Origin of the sequence: Mycolicibacterium sp. Y3 (assembly GCF_051188035.1) — a bacterium.
GTDB classification, from domain to species: domain Bacteria; phylum Actinomycetota; class Actinomycetes; order Mycobacteriales; family Mycobacteriaceae; genus Mycobacterium; species Mycobacterium fluoranthenivorans.
Genome location: NZ_JAVQLT010000001.1, coordinates 2,268,083 through 2,288,528, shown reverse-complemented (window position 1 = coordinate 2,288,528; position 20,446 = coordinate 2,268,083). Strand labels below are relative to the sequence as shown.

Annotated in this window: 20 protein-coding genes; 9 read left to right on the top strand and 11 right to left on the bottom strand. The window is 66.2% G+C overall.

What is annotated here, in order from left to right; all coding sequences use genetic code 11:
* The first annotated feature begins 217 nt into the window (after positions 1 to 217).
* The 9 genes from QN239_RS11195 to QN239_RS11155 all read left to right on the top strand — a co-directional run bounded on the left by QN239_RS11195 (position 218) and on the right by QN239_RS11155 (position 8,576).
* Positions 218 to 1,561: an aromatic ring-hydroxylating oxygenase subunit alpha gene (locus QN239_RS11195; protein ID WP_499010303.1), complete on the top strand. Its 1,344-nt coding sequence runs from the start codon at positions 218 to 220 to the stop codon at positions 1,559 to 1,561.
* Positions 1,554 to 1,883, top strand: a complete 330-nt coding sequence (locus QN239_RS11190; protein ID WP_499010301.1) for a hypothetical protein — start codon at positions 1,554 to 1,556, stop codon at positions 1,881 to 1,883. Before QN239_RS11195 ends, QN239_RS11190 begins: the two co-directional genes overlap by 8 nt.
* Positions 1,884 to 1,917: 34 nt before the next feature.
* On the top strand, positions 1,918 to 3,153 hold the full coding sequence (locus QN239_RS11185) for a metal-dependent hydrolase family protein (RefSeq protein WP_499010299.1): 1,236 nt from the start codon (positions 1,918 to 1,920) through the stop codon (positions 3,151 to 3,153).
* Positions 3,143 to 3,571 (top strand): nuclear transport factor 2 family protein, encoded by a 429-nt coding sequence (locus QN239_RS11180; RefSeq protein WP_499010297.1) that lies wholly within the window; start codon positions 3,143 to 3,145, stop codon positions 3,569 to 3,571. The genes QN239_RS11185 and QN239_RS11180 overlap by 11 nt, the downstream gene beginning before the upstream one ends.
* Positions 3,568 to 4,701 (top strand): acyl-CoA dehydrogenase family protein, encoded by a 1,134-nt coding sequence (locus tag QN239_RS11175; protein WP_499010295.1) that lies wholly within the window; start codon positions 3,568 to 3,570, stop codon positions 4,699 to 4,701. The genes QN239_RS11180 and QN239_RS11175 overlap by 4 nt, the downstream gene beginning before the upstream one ends.
* A 2-nt stretch (positions 4,702 to 4,703) precedes the next feature.
* On the top strand, positions 4,704 to 5,516 hold the full coding sequence (locus tag QN239_RS11170) for an acyl-CoA dehydrogenase family protein (protein WP_499010294.1): 813 nt from the start codon (positions 4,704 to 4,706) through the stop codon (positions 5,514 to 5,516).
* Between the two features lie 146 nt (positions 5,517 to 5,662).
* On the top strand, positions 5,663 to 6,382 hold the full coding sequence (locus QN239_RS11165) for a TetR/AcrR family transcriptional regulator (RefSeq protein ID WP_187096432.1): 720 nt from the start codon (positions 5,663 to 5,665) through the stop codon (positions 6,380 to 6,382).
* Between the two features lie 274 nt (positions 6,383 to 6,656).
* Positions 6,657 to 7,502 carry a mycofactocin-coupled SDR family oxidoreductase gene (locus tag QN239_RS11160; RefSeq protein WP_090353008.1) on the top strand — a complete coding sequence of 282 codons (846 nt, stop codon included), beginning with the start codon at positions 6,657 to 6,659 and terminating at the stop codon, positions 7,500 to 7,502.
* A gap of 3 nt (positions 7,503 to 7,505) precedes the next feature.
* Entirely contained in the window at positions 7,506 to 8,576 is a 1,071-nt protein-coding gene (locus QN239_RS11155; protein ID WP_499010292.1) for an NAD-dependent epimerase/dehydratase family protein, read from the top strand.
* Between the two features lie 51 nt (positions 8,577 to 8,627).
* Here QN239_RS11155 and QN239_RS11150 read toward each other — a convergent pair whose 3' ends face one another.
* The 11 genes from QN239_RS11150 to QN239_RS11100 all read right to left on the bottom strand — a co-directional run bounded on the left by QN239_RS11150 (position 8,628) and on the right by QN239_RS11100 (position 20,441).
* Positions 8,628 to 11,030 carry a CaiB/BaiF CoA transferase family protein gene (locus QN239_RS11150; protein WP_499010290.1) on the bottom strand — a complete coding sequence of 801 codons (2,403 nt, stop codon included), beginning with the start codon at positions 11,028 to 11,030 and terminating at the stop codon, positions 8,628 to 8,630.
* Between the two features lie 3 nt (positions 11,031 to 11,033).
* Positions 11,034 to 11,993: an enoyl-CoA hydratase/isomerase family protein gene (locus QN239_RS11145; RefSeq protein WP_499010288.1), complete on the bottom strand. Its 960-nt coding sequence runs from the start codon at positions 11,991 to 11,993 to the stop codon at positions 11,034 to 11,036.
* A complete protein-coding gene (locus QN239_RS11140) occupies positions 11,986 to 13,119 on the bottom strand; it encodes a M24 family metallopeptidase (RefSeq protein ID WP_499010286.1) in 1,134 nt (377 codons plus the stop codon). Before QN239_RS11140 ends, QN239_RS11145 begins: the two co-directional genes overlap by 8 nt.
* Positions 13,109 to 14,377, bottom strand: a complete 1,269-nt coding sequence (locus tag QN239_RS11135) for a M24 family metallopeptidase (RefSeq protein ID WP_499010284.1) — start codon at positions 14,375 to 14,377, stop codon at positions 13,109 to 13,111. Before QN239_RS11135 ends, QN239_RS11140 begins: the two co-directional genes overlap by 11 nt.
* A gap of 31 nt (positions 14,378 to 14,408) precedes the next feature.
* Positions 14,409 to 15,575, bottom strand: a complete 1,167-nt coding sequence (locus QN239_RS11130; RefSeq protein WP_499010282.1) for an amidohydrolase family protein — start codon at positions 15,573 to 15,575, stop codon at positions 14,409 to 14,411.
* 34 nt (positions 15,576 to 15,609) lie between these two features.
* Positions 15,610 to 16,827 (bottom strand): cytochrome P450, encoded by a 1,218-nt coding sequence (locus QN239_RS11125; RefSeq protein WP_499010281.1) that lies wholly within the window; start codon positions 16,825 to 16,827, stop codon positions 15,610 to 15,612.
* A 16-nt stretch (positions 16,828 to 16,843) separates the two neighbouring features.
* Entirely contained in the window at positions 16,844 to 17,038 is a 195-nt protein-coding gene (locus QN239_RS11120) for a ferredoxin (protein ID WP_167161370.1), read from the bottom strand.
* Positions 17,035 to 17,700, bottom strand: coding sequence for a TetR/AcrR family transcriptional regulator (locus QN239_RS11115; protein ID WP_499010279.1), 666 nt, complete (start codon positions 17,698 to 17,700; stop codon positions 17,035 to 17,037). The genes QN239_RS11120 and QN239_RS11115 overlap by 4 nt, the downstream gene beginning before the upstream one ends.
* A 127-nt stretch (positions 17,701 to 17,827) precedes the next feature.
* Positions 17,828 to 18,637, bottom strand: coding sequence for an SDR family NAD(P)-dependent oxidoreductase (locus tag QN239_RS11110; RefSeq protein ID WP_499010278.1), 810 nt, complete (start codon positions 18,635 to 18,637; stop codon positions 17,828 to 17,830).
* The gene (locus tag QN239_RS11105; RefSeq protein ID WP_499010276.1) at positions 18,634 to 19,458 is read right to left on the bottom strand and encodes an alpha/beta fold hydrolase; all 825 of its coding nucleotides are present in this window, start codon (positions 19,456 to 19,458) and stop codon (positions 18,634 to 18,636) included. Before QN239_RS11105 ends, QN239_RS11110 begins: the two co-directional genes overlap by 4 nt.
* Complete coding sequence (locus QN239_RS11100; protein ID WP_499016704.1) at positions 19,455 to 20,441, bottom strand: cyclase family protein; 987 nt, start codon at positions 20,439 to 20,441, stop codon at positions 19,455 to 19,457. Before QN239_RS11100 ends, QN239_RS11105 begins: the two co-directional genes overlap by 4 nt.
* Positions 20,442 to 20,446: the final 5 nt, after the last annotated feature.

Sequence of the window (20,446 nt, the reverse complement as noted above, 5' to 3'; positions counted from 1 at the left end):
CGCCGATGTCTCGTGCCGCTGACCGTGCTTTTTCCGCTGCCACCGACGTCCCCCGCGCGTACGACGGCTGACGTTGACATTGACCTTACGGTCAAAGGGTGGAAATCTGTTAGTCAGATATGAGAATATGATTCTCGTAGCGGAGAAGGCGAGGCCGAAGCCACCGCGGAAGCGGCCCGGCGCTCGACACCGTCGCATCAACAGGAGAGGTAACACCGTGGCGTTTTTCCCCAAACCAGCCGCCGGTAGCTGGACCGAGAACTGGCCGGAACTCGGCACGGCACCGGTCGACTACACCGACTCGGTCGATCCCGAGCACTGGAAGCTCGAACAGCAAGCCATCTTCCGCAAGACCTGGCTGCACATGGGCCGCGTGGAACTCGTCCCGAAGAAGGGCCGCTACGTCACCCGCGAACTCCCGTCGGTCGGGCCTGGCGTGTCGATCATCGTCGTCAACGACGGCGACAAGATCCGCGCCTTCTACAACCTGTGCCGTCACCGCGGGAACAAGCTGGTCTGGAACGACTATCCCAATGAAGAGGTCTCCGGAAGCTGCCGGCAGTTCGTCTGCAAGTACCACGCCTGGCGCTACGACCTGAAAGGCGACCTGACCTTCGTCCAACAGGAGGGCGAGTTCTTCGACCTGGACAAGGCCGACTACCCACTCAAGTCGGTGCGCTGCGAGGTGTGGGAAGGCTTCATCTTCGTCAACTTCGACGACGACGCCGAACCGCTGGTCGACTATCTCGGCGAATTCGGCGAGGGCCTCAAGGGTTATCCGTTCCACGAGATGACCGAGCACTACAGCTACCGCTCGGAGATCAACGCCAACTGGAAGCTGTTCATCGACGCGTTCACAGAGTTCTACCACGCACCGATCCTGCATATGAAGCAGGCCGAGAAAGAGGAGGCCGAGAAGCTTGCCCAGTTCGGCTTCGAGGCGCTGGCCTACGACATCAAGGGTGATCACTCGATGGTCTCGTCGTGGGGCGGGATGTCACCGCCGAAGGACCTCAACATGGTCAAGCCCATCGAACGGATCCTGCACAGCGGCCTGTTCGGGCCGTGGGACCGCCCCGACATCGAGGGCATCCTGCCCGACGAGCTACCACCGGCCATCAACCCGGGACGCCACAAGACGTGGGGCACCGACTCTTTCGAGTTCTTCCCGAACTGGACCCTGTTGTTCTGGGCACCGGGGTGGTACCTGACCTACAACTACTGGCCGACCGGGGTGGACACGCACATCTTCGAGGCCGACCTGTATTTCGTGCCGCCGAAGAACCTGCGCGAACGACTCTCGCAGGAGCTGGCCGCGGTGACGTTCAAGGAGTACGCGTTCCAGGACGCCAACACCCTGGAGGCCACCCAGACGCAGATCGGCACCCGCGCCGTCACCGAGTTCCCGTTGTGCGACCAGGAAATCCTGCTTCGCCACCTGCACATGACCGCGCACCAGTACGTTGACAGGTACAAGGCGAGCCTCGAAGCGAAGGCAGCCAACGGATCAGCGAACGGCGCGGCAACCACGAAGACCGAGAAGGAATCAGCGAATGTCTAAGCTGCCCGAGGAATTCGCCGACCTGGAGCGGTTCAGCGACTGGTGCCTGGCCACCGAGGAGGAGCGTTACACCAAGCGGCTGAGCTCGACGATGGATGAGATGCAGGAGCTGTACGACGCGGGGATGAAGCGCCTCGAGGACATCATGGTCTACGTCGACGCGCGCTTCCCGCTCGCAGGAATGCCGGACGACGCCAAAGCCCTGGTGCACCTGGGACAGTCGATCGTCATGGTGAGCTTTCCGATCGAGGTGTGGAAGCAGCCACGCGTGCTCGACAGCGGCGCGGCCTATATCAAGCTGATCAAGGAGCCGGTGGTTTAACAGTGTTGTCTTCTCTTCGCGCGAGCGCTCATCGATGTTGACCCTCAAAGCTGCGGGTCTTCTCGACGTCGATGCCGGGGCGATCATTCGCCCCGGCATCGTTCGTGTCGACGGAGACCGGATCGTCGGCATCGGAGAAGGACCCGAAAGCGAGAGCTCCGATTTCATAGACCTCGGCGACGCCGTCCTACTGCCGGGCCTGATGGACATGGAGGTCAACCTGCTCATGGGCGGTCGCGGGGAGAACCCCGGCCTGTCCCAGGTCCAGGACGACCCGCCGACCCGCGTGCTGCGCGCGGTGGGCAATGCCCGGCGCACGCTGCGCGCCGGGTTCACCACCGTGCGTAACCTGGGCCTGTTCGTCAAGACCGGCGGCTACCTCTTGGACGTCGCACTGGGCAAGGCCATCGACGCCGGTTGGGTGGACGGCCCGCGGATCGTGCCCGCCGGCCATGCCATCACCCCGACCGGCGGGCACCTGGACCCGACGATGTTCGCCGCGTTCATGCCCGGCGCCCTGGAACTCACGGTCGAAGAAGGCATCGCCAACGGCGTCGACGAGGTCCGCAAGGCGGTGCGCTATCAGATCAAACACGGCGCCCAGCTGATCAAGGTCTGCGTCTCCGGTGGCGTGATGTCTCTGACAGGTGCCGCTGGCGCGCAACACTATTCGGATGAGGAATTGTGTGCGATCGTCGACGAGGCCCACCGCCGCGGCCTGCGGGTGGCCGCCCACACGCACGGCGCCGAAGCGGTCAAACATGCCGTCGCATGCGGTATCGACTGCATCGAACACGGCTTCCTGATGGACGACGAGGCCATCCAGGCGCTCGTCGACAACGACCGGTTCTTGGTCACCACCCGGCGGCTGGCCCAGGCGATGGATGTCTCGCATGCCCCGAAGGTGTTGCAGGACAAAGCAGCCGAGATGTTCCCGAAGGCCGAGACGTCACTCAAGGCGGCGTACGAGGCTGGGGTGAAGATCGCCGTCGGGACCGACGCCCCGGCCATCCCCCACGGTCGCAACGCCGATGAACTCGTCACCCTGGTCGAGTGGGGCATGCCACCGGCCGCGGTGCTGCGGTCGGCCACCACCATCGCGGCCGATCTGATCAACGCCACGGATCGAGGACGGCTGGCCGAAGGCTTGCTGGCCGACATCATCGCCGTCCCCGGCAACCCCCTGGAGGACATCACCGTTACACAGAAGGTTACATTTGTAATGAAGGGCGGTAAGGTCTACAAGAATGAGTACGCCGATGGCTCCTAGCCGAACTGACGACCTGGTCGAGATCCAGCAGCTGCTTGCCAAATACGCGGTCACCATCACCCAGGGTGACATCGAAGGGCTGGTCAGCGTGTTCACCCCGGACGGCACGTACAGCGCCTTCGGCGAAACCTATGTCCTGGACCGCTTTCCGGTGCTGGTCGACGCCGCACCCAAGGGGCTGTTCATGACCGGTACCGCGTTGGTCGACCTGGTCGAGGGCGCGGACACCGCCAGCGGCACGCAACCGCTGTGCTTCATCGAGCACTCGGCGCACGATATGCGGATCGGCTACTACCGCGACACCTACGTACGCACCGAGGCAGGGTGGCGCCTGGCGACCCGGGCCATGACCTTCATCCGCCGCAGCGGCGCGCACGATCACGGCAAGCCGCACGCCATCGGACGGCCAACAGCGTGACCGAGATCGATCTCCACGACCCCACCAGCTTCCGCGCGGCACTGCAGCAGTGGCTCGCCGACAATGACCTGAACCCACCGGACGATCACTCACTGGAAGGCCAGATCCGCCAGTTCGCCCGCGTGCAGAAGGCGCTGTACGACGCGGGCTGGAGCCGCTATGGCTGGCCCGAACACGCGGGCGGGCTCGGCGGCCCGGCGATGCTGCGCGCCATCGTCGGCGAAGAGGTGGTGGGCCGGCGGCTGGCCGAGCCCGGGCCGTATTCGATGCTCGAGGTGCTGGCACCGACGATGATCGACTACGCCCCCAAGGCACTGGCGGCGGAGATGGTGCCCAAACTCCTGTCCGGCGAGGAACAATGGTGCCAGGGCTTCTCGGAGCCGGGCTCCGGCAGCGACCTGGCCTCGCTGACCACCAGAGCCGAGAAAAAAGGCGACGCGGATCGCTACGTCATCAACGGGCAGAAGGTGTGGACCAGCTTCGCCCAGTACTCCCACCGCTGCATCCTGCTCACCCGCACCGGCGACGCGGACACTCCCGATCATCAAGCGATCACGGCGTTCTTCGTCGACCTCGACAGCCCCGGTGTCACCGTGCGCCCGCTGCAGACCATGCACGGCGTCGACGAGTTCTGCGAGGTGTACTTCGACGACGTCGAGGTCGACGCCGGCCGGATGCTCGGCCAACCTGGCGACGGCTGGCAGCTGGCGATGGACCTGCTCCCCTACGAGCGGTCGACTTGCTTCTGGCAGCGCATCGCCTACCTGTACTCCCGGTTCGACACCCTCATCGACGAGGTGAAGCGCGACGGGCAGGCAGTGGACGCCGACATGGGCGAGGCATACCTGGCCCTGCACACCCTGCGCTGCCGGTCCCGCGCCACCCAGCACCGACTGGCCGACGGCCACAAGCTGGGCCCGGAGACCTCGATCGACAAGGTGCTGCTGGCCGCTGCCGAACAACGGCTCTACGACACCGCCCACGACCTGCTGCCCGGTGTCATCGAGCTCGATGACACCGAATGGCGCACCGAGTACCTGTATTCGCGCGCCGCGACCATCTACGGCGGCACCGCCGAAGTGCAGCGCAACATCATCGCCCGCCGCCTGCTGGACCTCGGGAAAGAGTGAACATGGCCACCGCGCTCGACGCCGAGTCGCTGACGCTTCTCGAAGACACCCTGCGCAAGACGATGCTGGCCACCTCCGGCCCGGCACTGGATGCAGCCCTCACCGACCTCGGCTGGGCCGAGATGCTGACCGACATCCCCGAACTGGCGGTGCCGCTGGTGTTCCGGCTGCTCGGCGAAACCGGTTCGCATGCTTCGGTTCTGGTCGACGTCGTGCTGCACGCCACCGGCAACACCATCGGTGACACCGTCGAACTGCCACTGCCCTACGCGGGTAACACGTGGGTCGTCTGGGACCGGATCTCGGCGGAAACCACCGAACCGACGCTCGGTGGTCTGCCGTTGCGCCGTGAGGATGAGGGCTATCCGATCCGGGTGGCCGAGGCACGCATCGCCGTGGCCTGGTGGCTGGTCGGCTCGGCAAGGGCCATGTTGTCCCTCGCCCGCCGGCATGCGCTGGACCGGGTCCAATTCGGTAAGCCCATCGCGTCGTTCCAGGCGGTGCGACACCGGCTGGCCGAGACGCTGGTGGCCATCGAGGGTGCCGAGGCGACGCTGATCCTGCCCGGCGCGGCCAACCCGGATCTCACCGCGCTGCTGGCCAAGGCTGCCGCAGGCAAGGCGGCGCTGACGGCGGCCAAGCACTGTCAGCAGGTGCTCGGCGGAATCGGGTTCACCGAAGAACACGATCTGCACCGCCACATCGAGCGCACGCTGGTGCTCGACGGGTTGCTGGGCAGCTCGCGGGAGCTGACGAAGAAGGCCGGCGCAGGCCTGCGCGCCCGTGGCTCGGCACCGCGGCTGGCTCAGCTCTGATTCGCATTCTCACGCGACGGACGTCGGTGGACCGGAAAGCCGCTTTCCCCGTAGCCCTTCTGAAAATGCGGAAATGAGAATATTATTCTCACCATGAGAAAGCTACAGTCTCCGACACGAGCGTTCGGAGGGGGTCGAGCACCGCAATGCCCAGGCGTTCTCCGGTACAGTCCACTCATGTTCTCCCGAATCGGCAAGCAGCTGAGCAGCCGGTGACCAGCGCAAACGAAGAGCCCGCCTGGAAGCAGCGCGCGGTCGAACGCTCGATCAAGACGGCCAAGCTGCGTGCCGCTCAGCGCGTCCAGCGGTTCCTCGACGCCGCGCAGTCGATCATCATCGAGAAGGGCAGCACGGATTTCACCGTGCAAGAGGTTGTCGATCGCTCCCGCCAGTCGTTGCGCAGCTTCTACCTGCAGTTCGACGGTAAGCACGAGCTGCTGTTGGCCCTTTTCGAGGATGCACTGAGCCGTTCCGCCGACCAGATCCGGGCCGCCACCTCCGGCCAGGCCGATCCGGTGGAGCGCCTCAAGGTCGCCATCGAGTTGCTGTTCGAGTCCTCGCGGCCCGACCCGGCCGCCAAGCGACCGCTGTTCACCGACTTCGCACCCCGGCTGCTCGTCTCACATCCCTCAGAGGTGAAGGTTGCGCACGCCCCCCTGCTGGCCCTGCTCACCGAACTGATGGAAGACGCGCACGAAGCAGGCAAGATTCGGGCGGGCCTCAACCCACGCCGGATGGCCGCGATGACCATGCAGACCGTGATGTTCGTCGCACAGTCCAGCGGCGGTGACGACACCACCAACAAGCCGATCTCGGCGCAGGAAGTCTGGGATTTCGTCGCGCACGGTTTCGCCGTCGACGATTGAGAACTTGGTTCTCGCCGAAGTAGACCTCTGCTCACACCGGCGTGGTGCCGAAGCCAGGCACTGACCCGCCCGACCGCCGCAGCCGACCCTCGCCTCTTTCGCGTATTCGCTCCACGGTGGACCTCTCGTACCCGAGAAGCCTTTAACGAGAGCGACATTCTTCTAAGCAGAGAGGTTAGTTATTCATATCTGATTCTGCCATTGACATGGGCAGACGCGCGGTGACAGAGTGCTGAGCAAGTGCACAAGTGACTTACGCAGAATTGAGGACCAGATGGCAGGCCGGGTAGAGGGCAAGGTCGCATTCGTGACGGGCGCCGCGCGCGGGCAGGGCCGCAGCCACGCCGTGCGACTGGCCGAAGAAGGCGCCGACATCATCGCGATCGACATCGCCGGACCCATCCGGCCCGGCGTGGAAACGGCCATCCCCGCCTCCACCCCTGATGATCTCGCCGAGACCGCCAACCTCGTCAAGGGCCTCAACCGCCGCATCGTCACCGCCGAGGTCGACGTCCGCGATGCCGCCGCCGTCAAGGCTGCCGTCGACAGCGGGGTCGAGCAGCTGGGCCGTCTCGACATCGTGGTGGCCAACGCCGGTATCGGCAACGGCGGTGATCCGCTGCACGAGACCAGCGAGCTCGACTGGGACGAGATGATCGACATCAACCTGTCCGGCGTGTGGAAGTCGGTGAAAGCGGCTGTGCCGCACATCATCGCGGGCGGGCGGGGCGGTTCCATCATCCTCACCAGTTCGGTGGGCGGACTGAAGGCGTACCCGCACTGTGGCAACTACGTCTCGGCCAAGCACGGTGTCGTCGGCCTGATGCGCGGTTTCGCCGTCGAACTCGGCCACCACAACATCCGCGCCAACACCGTGCACCCCACCCACGTCAGCACCCAGATGCTGCACAACGAGGGCACCTTCAAGATGTTCCGGCCCGACCTGGAGAACCCGGGCGCCGAGGATATGGCGCCCATCTGCCAGATGTTCCACACGCTGCCGATCCCGTGGGTGGACGCCATCGACATCAGCAACGCCGTGCTGTTCCTGGCCTCCGATGAGGCCCGTTACATCACCGGTGTCACCCTGCCGGTCGACGCCGGTAGCTGCCTGAAGTAATCGATGTCCGACACTGTTCTCGTCACCGGGGCGTTCGGTCTCGTCGGCTCGGCTACGGTCAGGGCGCTGGCCGCCGAGGGGCGCCGGGTGGTGGCCACCGATCTGGGCATCGACGCCAACCGGGCCAAGGCTCAGGCGCTTCCGCCCGGAGTGCAAGTGCGCTGGACCGACCTGACGGTGCCCGCCGATGCGCAACGGCTCATCGGCGATGTCGCCCCCGACGCGATCATCCACCTCGCAGCGGTGATCCCGCCGCCGATCTACCGCAACCCCGCCCTGGCCCGCAAGGTCAACGTGGACGCCAGTAAGACCTTGGTCGACGCCGCCGCCGCCGCGCCGAACCCGCCGAGGTTCGTGCAGGCCTCCAGCAACGCGGTCTACGGATCCCGTAACCCGTACCGCAATCCGGATCCGGTGACGGCCGAAACGCCGCCGCGGCCCACCGAACTGTACGGCGGGCACAAGCTCGAATCCGAGGCGTATGTCCGAGCCTCGGCACTGGACTGGGTGGTGCTGCGGCTCGGCGGCGTGATGAGCACCGATCTGGGCGCCATGCCGTTCAGCTGGGACGCACTGTACTTCGAGAGCGCGCTGCCGGTCGACAATCGGATCCACATGGTCGATGTACGCGACGTGGCAACCGCTTTCGCCGCCGCGACCGTCGCCGACGCGGTCGGTGAGATCCTGTTGATCGCCGGCGACGACACCCACCGGATGCTGCAGGGCGACGTCGGTTCGTCGCTGGCCGCGGCGCGCGGATTGCCCGGGGTGCTGCCGCCGGGTCGCCCGGGCAATCCGGACAGCGATGACGACTGGTTCATCACCGACTGGATGGATACCACCCGTGCGCAGGAGGTGCTGAAATTCCAGCACCATTCCTGGCCGGCCATGCTCGACGAGATCCGGACCGAGACCGGGTGGAAACGGCACCCGGCCCGGCTGATCGCCCCACTGGCGCGGGCCTTCGTCACACGCCAAGGCGCCTACCGCAATTCACCGGGCGTCTATGCCGACCCGTGGCGAGTACTCAGTGCGCGACTCGGTGACACCAGACTGGATACCGCCGTACCGTGACCGCGCGGCAGGCAGGACACGCTCAGCCGGCAGATCCCTCGCTCGGGTAGCTCAGCGGGCAGCTTTGCGCCGCCCGCTCTTACCCGGTTCGGTACCGATCACCCCGTCATCGACGAGGACCGCGATCTCCTCATCGGACAGGCCCAACCCGGTCAGCACCACATGGTTGTGCTCGCCGAGCAGCGGTGCAGGTTCGCGATGGAAGGCCACGGGACCGTTGGCCAAGGTGACCGGCAGGGTGCTGTAGGGGGCGACGGGATTCACCGGATGCCCCACGTGTTCGAAGAATCGGCGGTGCCGCAATTGGGGCAGTTCGGTCTGGCGATGCGGCTGCATCACCTTGGCCACCGGAACACCGGCGCCCCAGAGGTTTTCGACAATCTCGTCACCGGTACGGGTGCGGCACCAGGCGGCCAGGTGTTCATCGACCACATCGTGGGCGGCGCGGCGTCCCTCGTCGCACGACAGCGCGGGATCGGCCGACCAGTCCGGAGAACCGAGTGCCGCCCGCAGCGCCTCCCACTGGGCGTCGGTCTGCACCGCGATGGCCACCCAACTGTCGTCGCGGCCGAACTCGTCCGGTTCGGCGCTCCGGTAGAGGTTCTGCGGTGCGGCGGTGGGGCCGCGGTTGCCGTCGCGCTGCAGCAGCGCCCCGTACGCGGAGTATTCGATGACCTGCTCGGCCGCGATGTTCAGTGCGGCGTCGATCATGGCCGCCTCGACCAGTACGGCCTGCCCCGTGGTGCGTCGATGCTCCAGTGCCAGCAGCACGGCGTTGAGGGCGTGCACCCCGGCGTTGGGATCGCCAACCGAGTACGGCTCGAACGGGGGGCGGTCCGGGTAGCCGGTGAGCCAGCTCAAGCCGGATGCGTCTTCGATGATGTAGGCGAAGGCGGGGTTGTCCCGCCACGGTCCCGCCAGCCCGAAGCCCGGCATGCGCACCATGACGATGTCCTCGCGCAGTGCGCGCACGGTGTCGAAGTCCAGGCCCAGCTGGTCGATGACGCGTGGGGTGAAGTTCTCCACCACCACATCGCTGGCGGCGATCAAGCGGCGCAACACGTCCCGGCCGGCCTCGGTCTGGAAGTCCACCGTGACGCTCTTCTTGTTCGTGTTGAGCGCACTGAAGATCGGGGATCGTTCCCACCACTGCTCCACGGTGGCGGGGATCCCGGCGATCAGCCGGGTCCCGTCGGGGCGTGAGGTGGACTCCAGATGGACGATATCGGCCCCCAGCATCCCCAGCGCATGGGTGCAGGACGGCCCGGCCCAGAAGGTCGTCATATCCAGCACCCGCAGACCGCTGAACGGCAGCCGGTCCCGGGTCGGCGCCGTGGTGGGCGCCGGACGTGGGTGCAAGGCGGCCTCCCGCACCTCGCGGGTGTGCTCCCCGAGACCGGGTGCGGGCGCGGGTGCGCGCAGCGCGGCGCCGGTGAACCGGTACGGGTGCGCGGGCTGGACGAACTCGCCGGCAGGGTTGCGCACGAACGCGTCCCGTGCCACGAAATGGTCCATCGCGGTGACGTTCTCGCCGTTGCCGACGGGTGAGTTCGGGATCCGGAAGGCTGCTGCCAGGTCGCGCAGGTCATCCGCGGGTTGCCGGCGGATCCACTCGTACAACTCTTCGGCGTGCAGGTTGGCCTGCTCGGTGATGGTCAGCTGCGTGGTCTCGTCGATCCACTCGTCGTGGCCCGACATCGCGCACAGGTCCCACCACTGCTGGGCGGTACCGCATCCCAATGCCACCAGACCGTCGGCCGCCTGGGCCACCCCGGGGACCGTGGGCCGGCGCTCGGTGCGCCAGGGCCGGCCGAGCATCTCGAAATAGGTGACGGGATAGTAGGTGAGGCCGAGGACCTGGGCCTCCAGCTTGGACAGGTCGATGAACTCGCCGTGGCCGTCGCGCAGCGCACGCGCCCGGAAGGCCAGTGTCATCGCGGCGGCGTAGGCCCCGGTCAGCCAGTCCCCCACCTGACCACCGATGGTCACCGGCGCGCGGTCCTGGGTGCCACGGCCGATCCCGATGGCGCCGCCGGACCAGGCCTGCAGGGTGAATTCGGTGGCCGGACGGCCACTCCACGGCCCGTCCAGGCCGAACGCGGTGATGGCCGTGACGATCAGATGCGGGTACCGCCGGTGCAGGTCCGCCGGCGACACTGACTGGGCGACCGCCGATTCCGGTGACCACACCACGGCGTCCGATGATGCGATCAGCCGCTCGAGCAACTCCGTGTCCTGCGCTTCCAGGACCACGCTGCGCTTGCCGCCCGCCAGGAAGGCGAACAGGGCGCCGCCCCGGGAGCCCGATGCCGACCAGGTGCGCAGCGGATCACCCTGCGGGTCTTCCACTTTGACGACGTCGGCACCGCCGTCGGCCAGGATCTTGGTGGCATATGCCCCGGCGATCCCGCTGGACAGGTCGACGACGGTGTAGCCGGCCAGTGGTGCACTCATGACCTACTCCGGTTTCGCCCGGTTCTTCTTGGAGAGCCGGAAGTCGGGTGGGAACTTGCCGTCGTTGTCGTTGACCGCGGCCGACAGCCCGGAATCGATCGAGGAGAACATGTCCATGTCGTCCTCGTTGTCGTTGGCCACACCGTTGCCCATCGACTCGAAGAAAGCGGACAACAGACTGCCCATGTACTCACCTTGTTGCTGCTTGAAGATCTCGAAGAACATCTTCTGCTGAAAGACGGTGTCCACCGGCCGGTTCCGCGCGCACGCCAAGGCGTACTTGTCGGTCTCGGCTTCCAGCTGATCGCGCGCCACCACCTTGTTCAGGAAATTGCAGTCATACATCTCCGCCGCGGTGAACGGCCGGCCGGTGAAGACCATCTCCTGGAACTTGCGCAGCCCCATCATCTGTACCCACGTCCACATGCGCGGGCCCCACCCGTGATACCGGAACGACGGGTGCCCGAACAGCGCATCGTCACTGGAGATCACCAGGTCGGCGTCGGCGCACTGGTAGAAGTGCCAGCCGTAACAGTATCCCTTGGCCTCGACGATGCTGATCTTCTTGAAATCCTGCAGTGCGCGGTTACCGGCCTGCGAGTTGGCGTACCACGAACTGATGGTGGCGCCGTTGCGGAAGGTGCCCTTCGGTGGGTAGGTCACGTCCCCGACACCGTCGTCCTCCAACCGCAACTCCGCCAGCCGCGCTGCCGGATTGTCGTTGCCCTCCATGAATTCCGGGAGATCCGCACCGCTGCCGAGGTTGTCCCCGACCCCGCGGATGATCACCACTTTGACATCGTTGTCGGCATTGGCCGCGCGCAGGATGTCGGCGTACCGCAACCGGGCCATCGAAGTCGGTGCGTTCAAGAACTCCGGCCTGTTGAACGTGATGGTGGCGATCTTGGTCTTCGGATTCTTCTGGTAGAGGATGATCTCCTCCGGGGAAGGCCGCTCAGGCATGCGCAGCCTCTCCGTACGATGCCGCGGTGGTGAGCACGTGGGCCCCGTCGGCCGTGATCAGCACCGCGTCCCGGGTGAAGACAGCGCCGACGCCGTGTTTCCAGACGTAGGCGGTGATCGCGAGGACCATGCCCTCGGTGAGGATCTCGTCCTCGGCGGTGGCGCGCAGGTGCGGTGACACCACCGGCGGATCGAAGCCCAGCCCCAGCCCGTGTGCGACCGGCATGGCCGGTAACGGTTCGCCGGCGTGGCCGTAGGCGTCCAGCAGTGCACTCGCCGGCTTGCCCGGGCGGCAGGCGTCGACCAACCTGTCCCACAGCTCATCCCGACGCCGATACAACGAACGCACCGCCTCTGTCGGTGCACCGACGCAGACCGTCCGCGCGACCTCGCCGACATAGCCGTCGGCGAGTACACCCGCCGACAGTGCCACCAGATCGCCGTCGCGCACCCGGCCATCGCCGACGGTCCGCCGCCACGGATGGTCTTTCGAGGTCACCCATGCGGCGTCCTGCGTAGCCGGTGTGCTCACCCCGCCGGCCGCCTCGGCCTTCAGGATCGCACCGGTGAGCACCTGTTCGGTGGTCCCCGGGGCCACCTCGGCGACACCCCGCGCCAGTCCCGCCTCGGCGACGATCAGCGCGCGCCGCAGCGCGGCGATCTCCTCGCTCGTCTTCACCCGTCGCGCGGCCCGCATCGCCTGTTCACCGTCGACGAGCTCGGCCGCAGGGAAAGCCAGCGGCAGTAGTGTGGCGAACGTCGGTGTCAGGGCGTCGGTGCCGACCCGGCGCGCGGTAGCGGCACCCTTGATGCCCTGCAGCACGGAGATCAGCGTCATGGGATTCCACGCCAGCCCGTAGAGATTCTCGTGCGGGATCTCCTCGGGCATGCCCTCGTCCCACGTGCTGTTCAGGTGGATCTCACCGGTGGCCCGGACAAAGGTGCAGATCGGCCCGAACGGGCGGGTGCCCACCACCCACAGTTGCGGGGCGCCCGAGATGTACCGGACGTTGGCCTGCCTGCCGAGGACCAGCACGTCGAGGTCGTGTGCCGCCATCTGCGCCAGCGCACGTTCTCGACGGCTGAACCGCAGGGCCCGGTCGTCGGCCTCGATCTCAATTCCCACTGGGCACCTCATAGGGGTCGTACGGATATGCGGTCAGCGGCATCCAGCCGCCCTCGGTGACCACCACGATCTCCTCGCCGCGGTAGCCGCCGGTCCCGTCCTCCCACACCACCGGCTCGAACACCAGCAACATTCCCTCCGGGAAGACGAAGTTGTCGTCCCAAGCCTGGCCGAGATCCGTACCGATCATCGGCATTTCGGCCGCGTTCACGCCGATACCGTGGCCGAGGTAGAAGTGCGGCAGCCACGGCGGGGTACCGCCGTTGGCCTCGATCGCCGCACGGCCGAGATCACCGCAGGTGGCACCGGCCCTGGTCACCGAGAGCACCGCGTCGACGATCCGGCTCCATGTGTCGAACTGCCTCTGCTGAGCCGCCGTCGGATCCTGTCCGACGATCCAGGTGCGCCCGTGGTCGGAGCAGTAGCCGTGGTAGGAGATGGACACATCGGTCCACAGCACGTCGCCCTGCTGCAGTTCGCGTTCGGTGGTCAGCAGGGGCAACGCCAGATCACCGGTGGTGGTCCAGGTGCCTTCGGCCCGTGACGCGGGCATCACCTGCCAGATCGAGTCGAACATATTGGTCGTGGCACCGAGTTCGAAAGTGCGGCGGACGAATTCGGCGGACAGGTCGATTTGGCGCACCCCGGGTACCAGCGACTTCTGAATCTCGGAGACGGCCTGTTCGGTGATCTGGCAGGCCCGCTGCAGGCAGGCGATTTGGTCGATGGTCTTGACCAGTTTCGCCGCGCCGACCACCGGGGCGGCGTCCACCGGCGCGACGGGGAACAGCGCAGTGCCGGCCCGCCGCATCGCCCCGGTCAGCTCGTCGGTCGCGATCGTGCCACCCGCGGGTACCAGAGCGGTCAGGATCTTCGCGAATTCGGCCACCCCCTCGTCGAATTCGAGGTACACCGGCCCATGCAGATGGTCGGCGGGCAGCTCTGATTCCATGGCCGCCCCTTCGCGGAACGGCAGGAACAGGTGCGGGTACTCGTCGCCCGCCAGCACGACCGCCACGGGCCGCTCGACATGCGACAGCCCAGCGTCGGCCAGCGGCCACGCGATGCCGGTGGCGTACATGACGCTCCCGTTGCCCAGCAGGACCAGCGCATCCACACCCTGATCGGCCATCGCGGCCCGCAGGCGCGCACTGACCTCCCTGCGCATCCGGGTGAAGTCGGGCTCCGCGGGGATGTCGAGCCACGAGTACCCGGTCCGGGCGATCTGGGTGACGCCGGACTGAATGACAGTGCTCATGCGCGATCCGCTCCGCTGCTCGCTGACGTCGTCACGCTATCCCCAGGAACTTCTGGATGTTGGTGCTGACGATCTTGACGGCGTTCTCCGGACCTACCGCCTCTACCACCGTCGCCAGTGATTTCTCCGAGTAGCCGAAGGTGGATTCGTTGTGGGGGTAGTCGCTGGACCACATCACGTTGTCCACGCCGATCTCGTCGATCAGCCGCAGTCCCAACGGATCCACCATGAACGATGCGCTCATGTGGTGGTCCCAGTAGTGCCGCACCGGGTGCTGCAGTTCGTGGTTGAACATGTGCCGGTAGGAGGCCAGCATGTGCTCGGCATCCTGCAGTGCGGTGGGCACCCAGGCGATACCGCCCTCGAACCACCCGAGTTTCAGCGACGGGTGACGGTCCAGGATGCCGGAGAACACGTACTTCGCGAACTGCTCGCGGAACGAGTCGACGTTGACCATCATGCCGACGACGACGCTGTTGTTCTGGCAGGGCGTCTTGGGCGGCGTCTCGCCGATGTGATGGCTGACCGGCAGGCCGGCGGCCTCGATCTCGTCCCAGACAGCGTCCATCTCGGTGCTGCCGTAGTCGTAGATGTTGCCCTCGTCGTCCTTGCCGGGGTTGAGCGGCAACAGGAAGGTCTTGAGTCCCAGGGACTTGAGCTGTTCGAGGGTGGACCGTGTTCCGGCGGGGTCCCACCAGTTGATCAGACCGACACCGTAGAAGTGACCGTCGCTGGACTCCTGCAGTTCGGCCATCACCTCGTTGTAGATGCGGAACACCCGCTCCCGAATTCCCTTGTCCGGGTAGTGAAACAGGGCCAGCACGGCATTGGGGAACGCCAGCTCCCGGTCGATACCGTCCTCGCGGAGCTCGCGGATACGTGCGGCGATGTTGTTGGTGGCGGCGCCCGCCAGATCGTCGTACTGCATGAGCACCCGGCCGAAGTCACCGCCGGTCCAGGCCTTACCCTTCATGCCCACCATGTAGGCGCCGTCCTCGTACCAGATGCGGGGTGCTGCACCCTTGAGGTCCTCGGGGAAGCGCTCGTAGAAGATGTCATCGGCCACCGAGATGTGGTTGTCGGCCGAGAAGATCTCGGTACCGGCGGGCAGCCCGAGATTCCCGCTGGCATGACCGCGCCGATTCTTCGGCGCCCCAAAGCCTTCGGGCGGATAGAGAGTGGTACTCAGAGCAGACATCGGTGTGACTCCAATCGGGACTGTAGAGCAGATGTCACCAGGTGACGGGAAGTTCGTAGACGCCGTAGGCGAGCCGATCGTGTTTGAAGGGCACCTCGTCGAACGGGATAGCCAGACGCAGGGTGGGAATCCTGCGCAGCAGGGTGTGGAAGACGATCTGCAGTTCGGCGCGCGCCAGTTGCTGGCCGACGCACTGGTGCCGCCCGTACCCGAAGCCGAGTTGCTGCCCGGCGTCGCGGCGCAGATCCAGCTTGTCGGGTTCGGGGTAGGCCTTGGCATCCCAGTTGGCCGGCGCCAGGTCGATGATGATGCCCTCGCCGGCCCGGATGGTCTCACCGCCGATCTCGATATCCTCGATGGCGATGCGGCGCTGTCCGTTCTGGATGATCGACAGGTAGCGCATCAGCTCCTCGCACGCGTTGGCGATGACCTTGGGATCCTCGGCATTGCGCAGGAAGTCGGCCTGCTCCGGATTCTCCAGCAGCGCAAGGATGCCGATGCCGATCACGTTGGCGGTGGTCTCGTGCCCGGCGATCAGCAGACCGGTGCCCAGCTGGGCGGCCTCCTTCACGCTGATCTCGCCGGCGGTCACCCGTTCGGCCAGATCCGACACCGCGTCCTCGGCGGGCTCGGCCTGCTTCTTCTCGATCAAGTTGATCAGGTACTGGTGCAGGCTCATCGCGCCCTTCTGCATGGCGTCCGCCGCGGCGTACCGGGCCAGGCCGGCGTTGGCGTGCTCCTGGAAGAACTCGTGATCCTCGTAGGGCACTCCGAGCATCTCGCTGATCACGACCGTCGGTACCGGCAGCGCCAGCTTGTCGACGAGATCGGCGGGCTGCGGGCCGGCCAGGATCTCGTCGATGCACGCGTCGGTGATCTTCTGGATGATCGGCCGCAGGCCCTCGACGCGGCGGAACGTGAAGGGCTTGGAGAGCATCCTGCGGAACCGGGTGTGCTCCTCGGCATCGGCGGTGAACACCGAGCGCGGCCGCTTGTCGACGGTGGCGAGCATGTGCTCGTTCCAATGCGGAAAACCCTCCCGCCGGTCGTCGACACTGACCCGGGCATCGGCGAACAAGGTGCGGGCCTCATCGTGCCCGGTGATCAGCCAGGGCGTGGTGCCGTTCCAGATCTTCACCCGCGTGAGGCCCTTGGCATTGCCGAGCATCTGCGGCGGTGGCGCGAACGGGCACCGCAGATCGCGCTCCATCGGGTAGTCCGGAATGTCGACTTCTGTCAGCGTCTCAGACATGTAGTGGTCTCGTTCCTCAGTCTTGAATAGCGATGGCCAGGGCTGGGCAGGCCGCTGCGGCGCGGCGGGCATTGTCGAACTGGTCTGGGCTCGGCTCGGGTTCGAGCAGTTCCACCACACCGTCCTCGTCGCGCTGGTCGAACAACTCCATCGCGTTGAGTACGCACTGTCCCGATGACACGCACTTGTCTTGGTCGACAGCGATTTTCACGCCAGCCCCCCGATCTCGGTGACCGGCGCCCGCCACAGGCCCACGATCGCGTCGATCAGTCCGGCGCCGGCGGCACTCCAGGACCGTCCGCTCACCACGGCACCACCGGTGGCCAGCGCCCGCTCCCGGTCGGCACAGCTGTGCATCAACAGGTTGCGGGCCATGACGTTGCGTTCGAATCGCACCTCGCCGGGCAGCTCGGGCAGGCACTGGTTGATCCGGTCGATGACCTGCACCAGCGAGGAGGAGCTCAACGCGTCCTTGACCACGATGGTGTGGTACTCCGGGTCGGTCATGGCCTGGGCGGCGAACCGCGCATACCAGGTGGGGTTTCCGAGTTCGGCGAGATGATCGGTCAGCGGGCAGACCAGGCAGGCCACCCAGTCACGCAGATCGTCGGACCCGGATACCGCCTCGATCATCCGCTCCCGCAGCATCTCGATCGGCTGGCGGTGCTTCTGCTCGATGGCGCGCACCAAATCCACCTTGGCGCCGAAGTGATATCCGACCGCGGCGTTATTACCTTGTCCCGCAGCCTCACTGACCTGCCGATTGGACACTGCGAACACACCGTGCTCGGCGTAGAGCCGTTCCGCGGCGACCAGGATCGCCTCCCGGGTGCCACTGGCACGCTCGGTGCGCAGTGATCTCGCTGCCGTCACCGTTACAGTCAACGCCTCTCCTGTAATTAAGTCAAGCGATTGATTTAAAGCGCATACCCCTTCCCGCCCACGTGCACGTTTGGGCGGCAAAGTGCGAGAACGTGCCGACCGAACGTCGATCTCGGCGTCAGGTCTTCTCCTTACGCACGATGACCTTGCCCGCGACCGTGCCGCCGTCGATCGGCAGTACCGTGCCGGTGACATAGCGCGATCTGTCGGAGGCGAAGTACAACGCAGCTTCGGCGACGTCGTCGACGGTGCCCTCCCGCTTGAGCGGCCGGTCCTGGCGCATCTGTTCGCGGATCTTCTCCTCGAACTCCTCCACGCGCCCGCGATCCTCGGCCGAGGCCGATTTGGCCACAATGGCCGTCCGAATATTGCCCGGTGCGATCGCGTTCACCCGAATCTCGTGGTGCGCCAACTCGATCGCGACCGATTTGGTGAACTGGATGACCGCGGCCTTGGAGGCCCGGTAGGTCTGCACTCCCCCGCCGGCCTGGATCCCACCGATCGAGGTCAGGTTGATGATCGACCCAGCACCGTGTTCGACCATATGGCGGGCGGCGTCGCGGGTGCCGGCCATCACCGCCCGCAGATTGATGCGCATCACGGTGTCGAAATCGGCGAGATCATCGTCGAGGAAGCGGCGGTGCATGGTGCCCGACACCCCGGCGTTGTTGACCATCACGTGAAGTCCGCCGAACCTCTGCACCGCGGTGTCGACCAGCGCACCGATCTGCTCGATATCGGTGACGTCAGTGCGCAAGAATACCGAGTTCGGGCCGATCTCGGCCGCCAGCGCCGCACCACCCTGCTCGTCGACATCGCCGAACACCACCTTGGCGCCTTCCGCGGCGAACCGCCGGACCAGGCCCGCGCCGAGTCCGCCCGCACCGCCGGTGATGACGGCGACCTTGCCGTCCAGTTCGTTACTCATCCGACCTCTTTCAGGAAGTTCAGCACGACCCGGTTGAGCGCCTCGGGCTGCTCGATCTGCGGGCAGTGTCCGGCGCCGTCCACCACGGCCGAGCGGCCGTCGGGGATCTGGGCAGCGATCTCGGCGGCCCATCCGGACCTCAGCAACTTGTCGCAGGCGCCCTCGACCATCAACACGGGCAACGTGATGCGTGCGTAGGCACGCTGCGATGACGGTGTGGACGGCACCTCCAAGCCAGGCCTGCGAAACCGGGCCGCCGCCAACGACTCCCACGCACCCGGAGCGATGCTGGATTCGTACCGCCGCCGCACATACGCCTCGTCGGCCGGATAGGACGGATCGAAGAACAACGCGGTCACGATGCGGCGCATCGCCTCCGGCGTCGCGTCATAGTCGTAGAGCGCATCGGTGTGCTCGTTGCGCTGGATGTCACCGCCCCCGCAGATCGCCACCAGGCTGCGGACCGGCAGGACGGGATTCTCCGATGTGGTGTCCACGAGCAGGTTGATCGCACCCATCGAGTTCCCGACGAAGTGCGCCGACCCGATCCCGAGCACCTCACAGAATCGGGCGATGTGCCGGATCCGCAGGCCGCGGCCATCGGTGAAATCGATGACCTTGGCCGACTCGCCGAAGCCCAGCATGTCGGGCGCGAGCACCCGGTAATGCTCGGCCAGCGCACCGATGTTCCGCTCCCAGCCGAGCTCGGCGCCGGCACCGAACTCACCGCCGTGCAGCAGCACGACAGGATCGCCGGACCCCGCCTCCAGGTAGCCGGTCGTCAGGCCGTCGACAGCGACGGTCTTGCGCACGACGTTCATTTGATCGCTATCGGGCTGACGGGCGCACCGACCGCGCCGACCACCTTCAGCGGCGGTGCGATCAGCTGGAATTCGTACACCCCGTCGGCGCGGCAATCGGCGGCCAGCCCGGTCAGATCCCAGTACTCGCCGAGCATCAAACCCATATCGCGCAGGCACAGCATGTGCATCGGCAGGAAGGTGCCCTCCACACCGTTGGCCGGGTCCGGATCCTCGACCATCAGGTTGTCGGAGGCGACGGCCGCGACCTCGCGATCGTGCAGCCACGAGGCGCACGTCCAGTGCAGGCCGGAGCCGGCCTCGTGCCCGTCGCCTGCGGACAGGAACCGCGTCCACCACCCGGTGTGCACCACCACGATGTCGCCGCGTCCGATCTGCACACCCTGTTCGGCCGCGATATCGTCCAGTTCGGCCGGTGTGATCGGCCTACCGGGTTCGCAGAACACCTCTTCACCGCGGTGGGCGACCACGTCGAGCAGCACGCCGCGCGACACGATGCCCTTGCCGTCCACCTTCTCGATACCGCAGCGGTAGGCCCCGAAACTGGTCACCGAGTCCGCCGGGAAGCCGTTGTAGAGCTTGTCCTCGTAGTACACGTGCGACAGCGCGTCCCACTGGGTGGCGGCCTGCAGCGACATGGTGATCATATCGTCGTTGAAGCGGAAGATGTTGTCGACGAAGAACGAACTGAGCTCCTGGGCAACGGATTTGCGCGCCCATTCCGGCGCGTACTTGACCAGCGTCTCGGCGTCACCACCGTCGACAGTCATGACGTGGATCGGGTTGAAGCGGAACTTGAAGGCCCCCTGCGGGCCGTTCGACCCGAAATCACCGCCGAGGGAGATCACCTTGCCGCGCCTCACCAGCGATGCCGCCTGCGCAACCTTGTCGGCGGTGATCAGATTCAGCGTGCCAAGTTCGTCATCGTCACCCCAGCGGCCCCAGTTGCGCACCTCGTCGGCGACCCGGCGGAAATCCTTCATGGTGG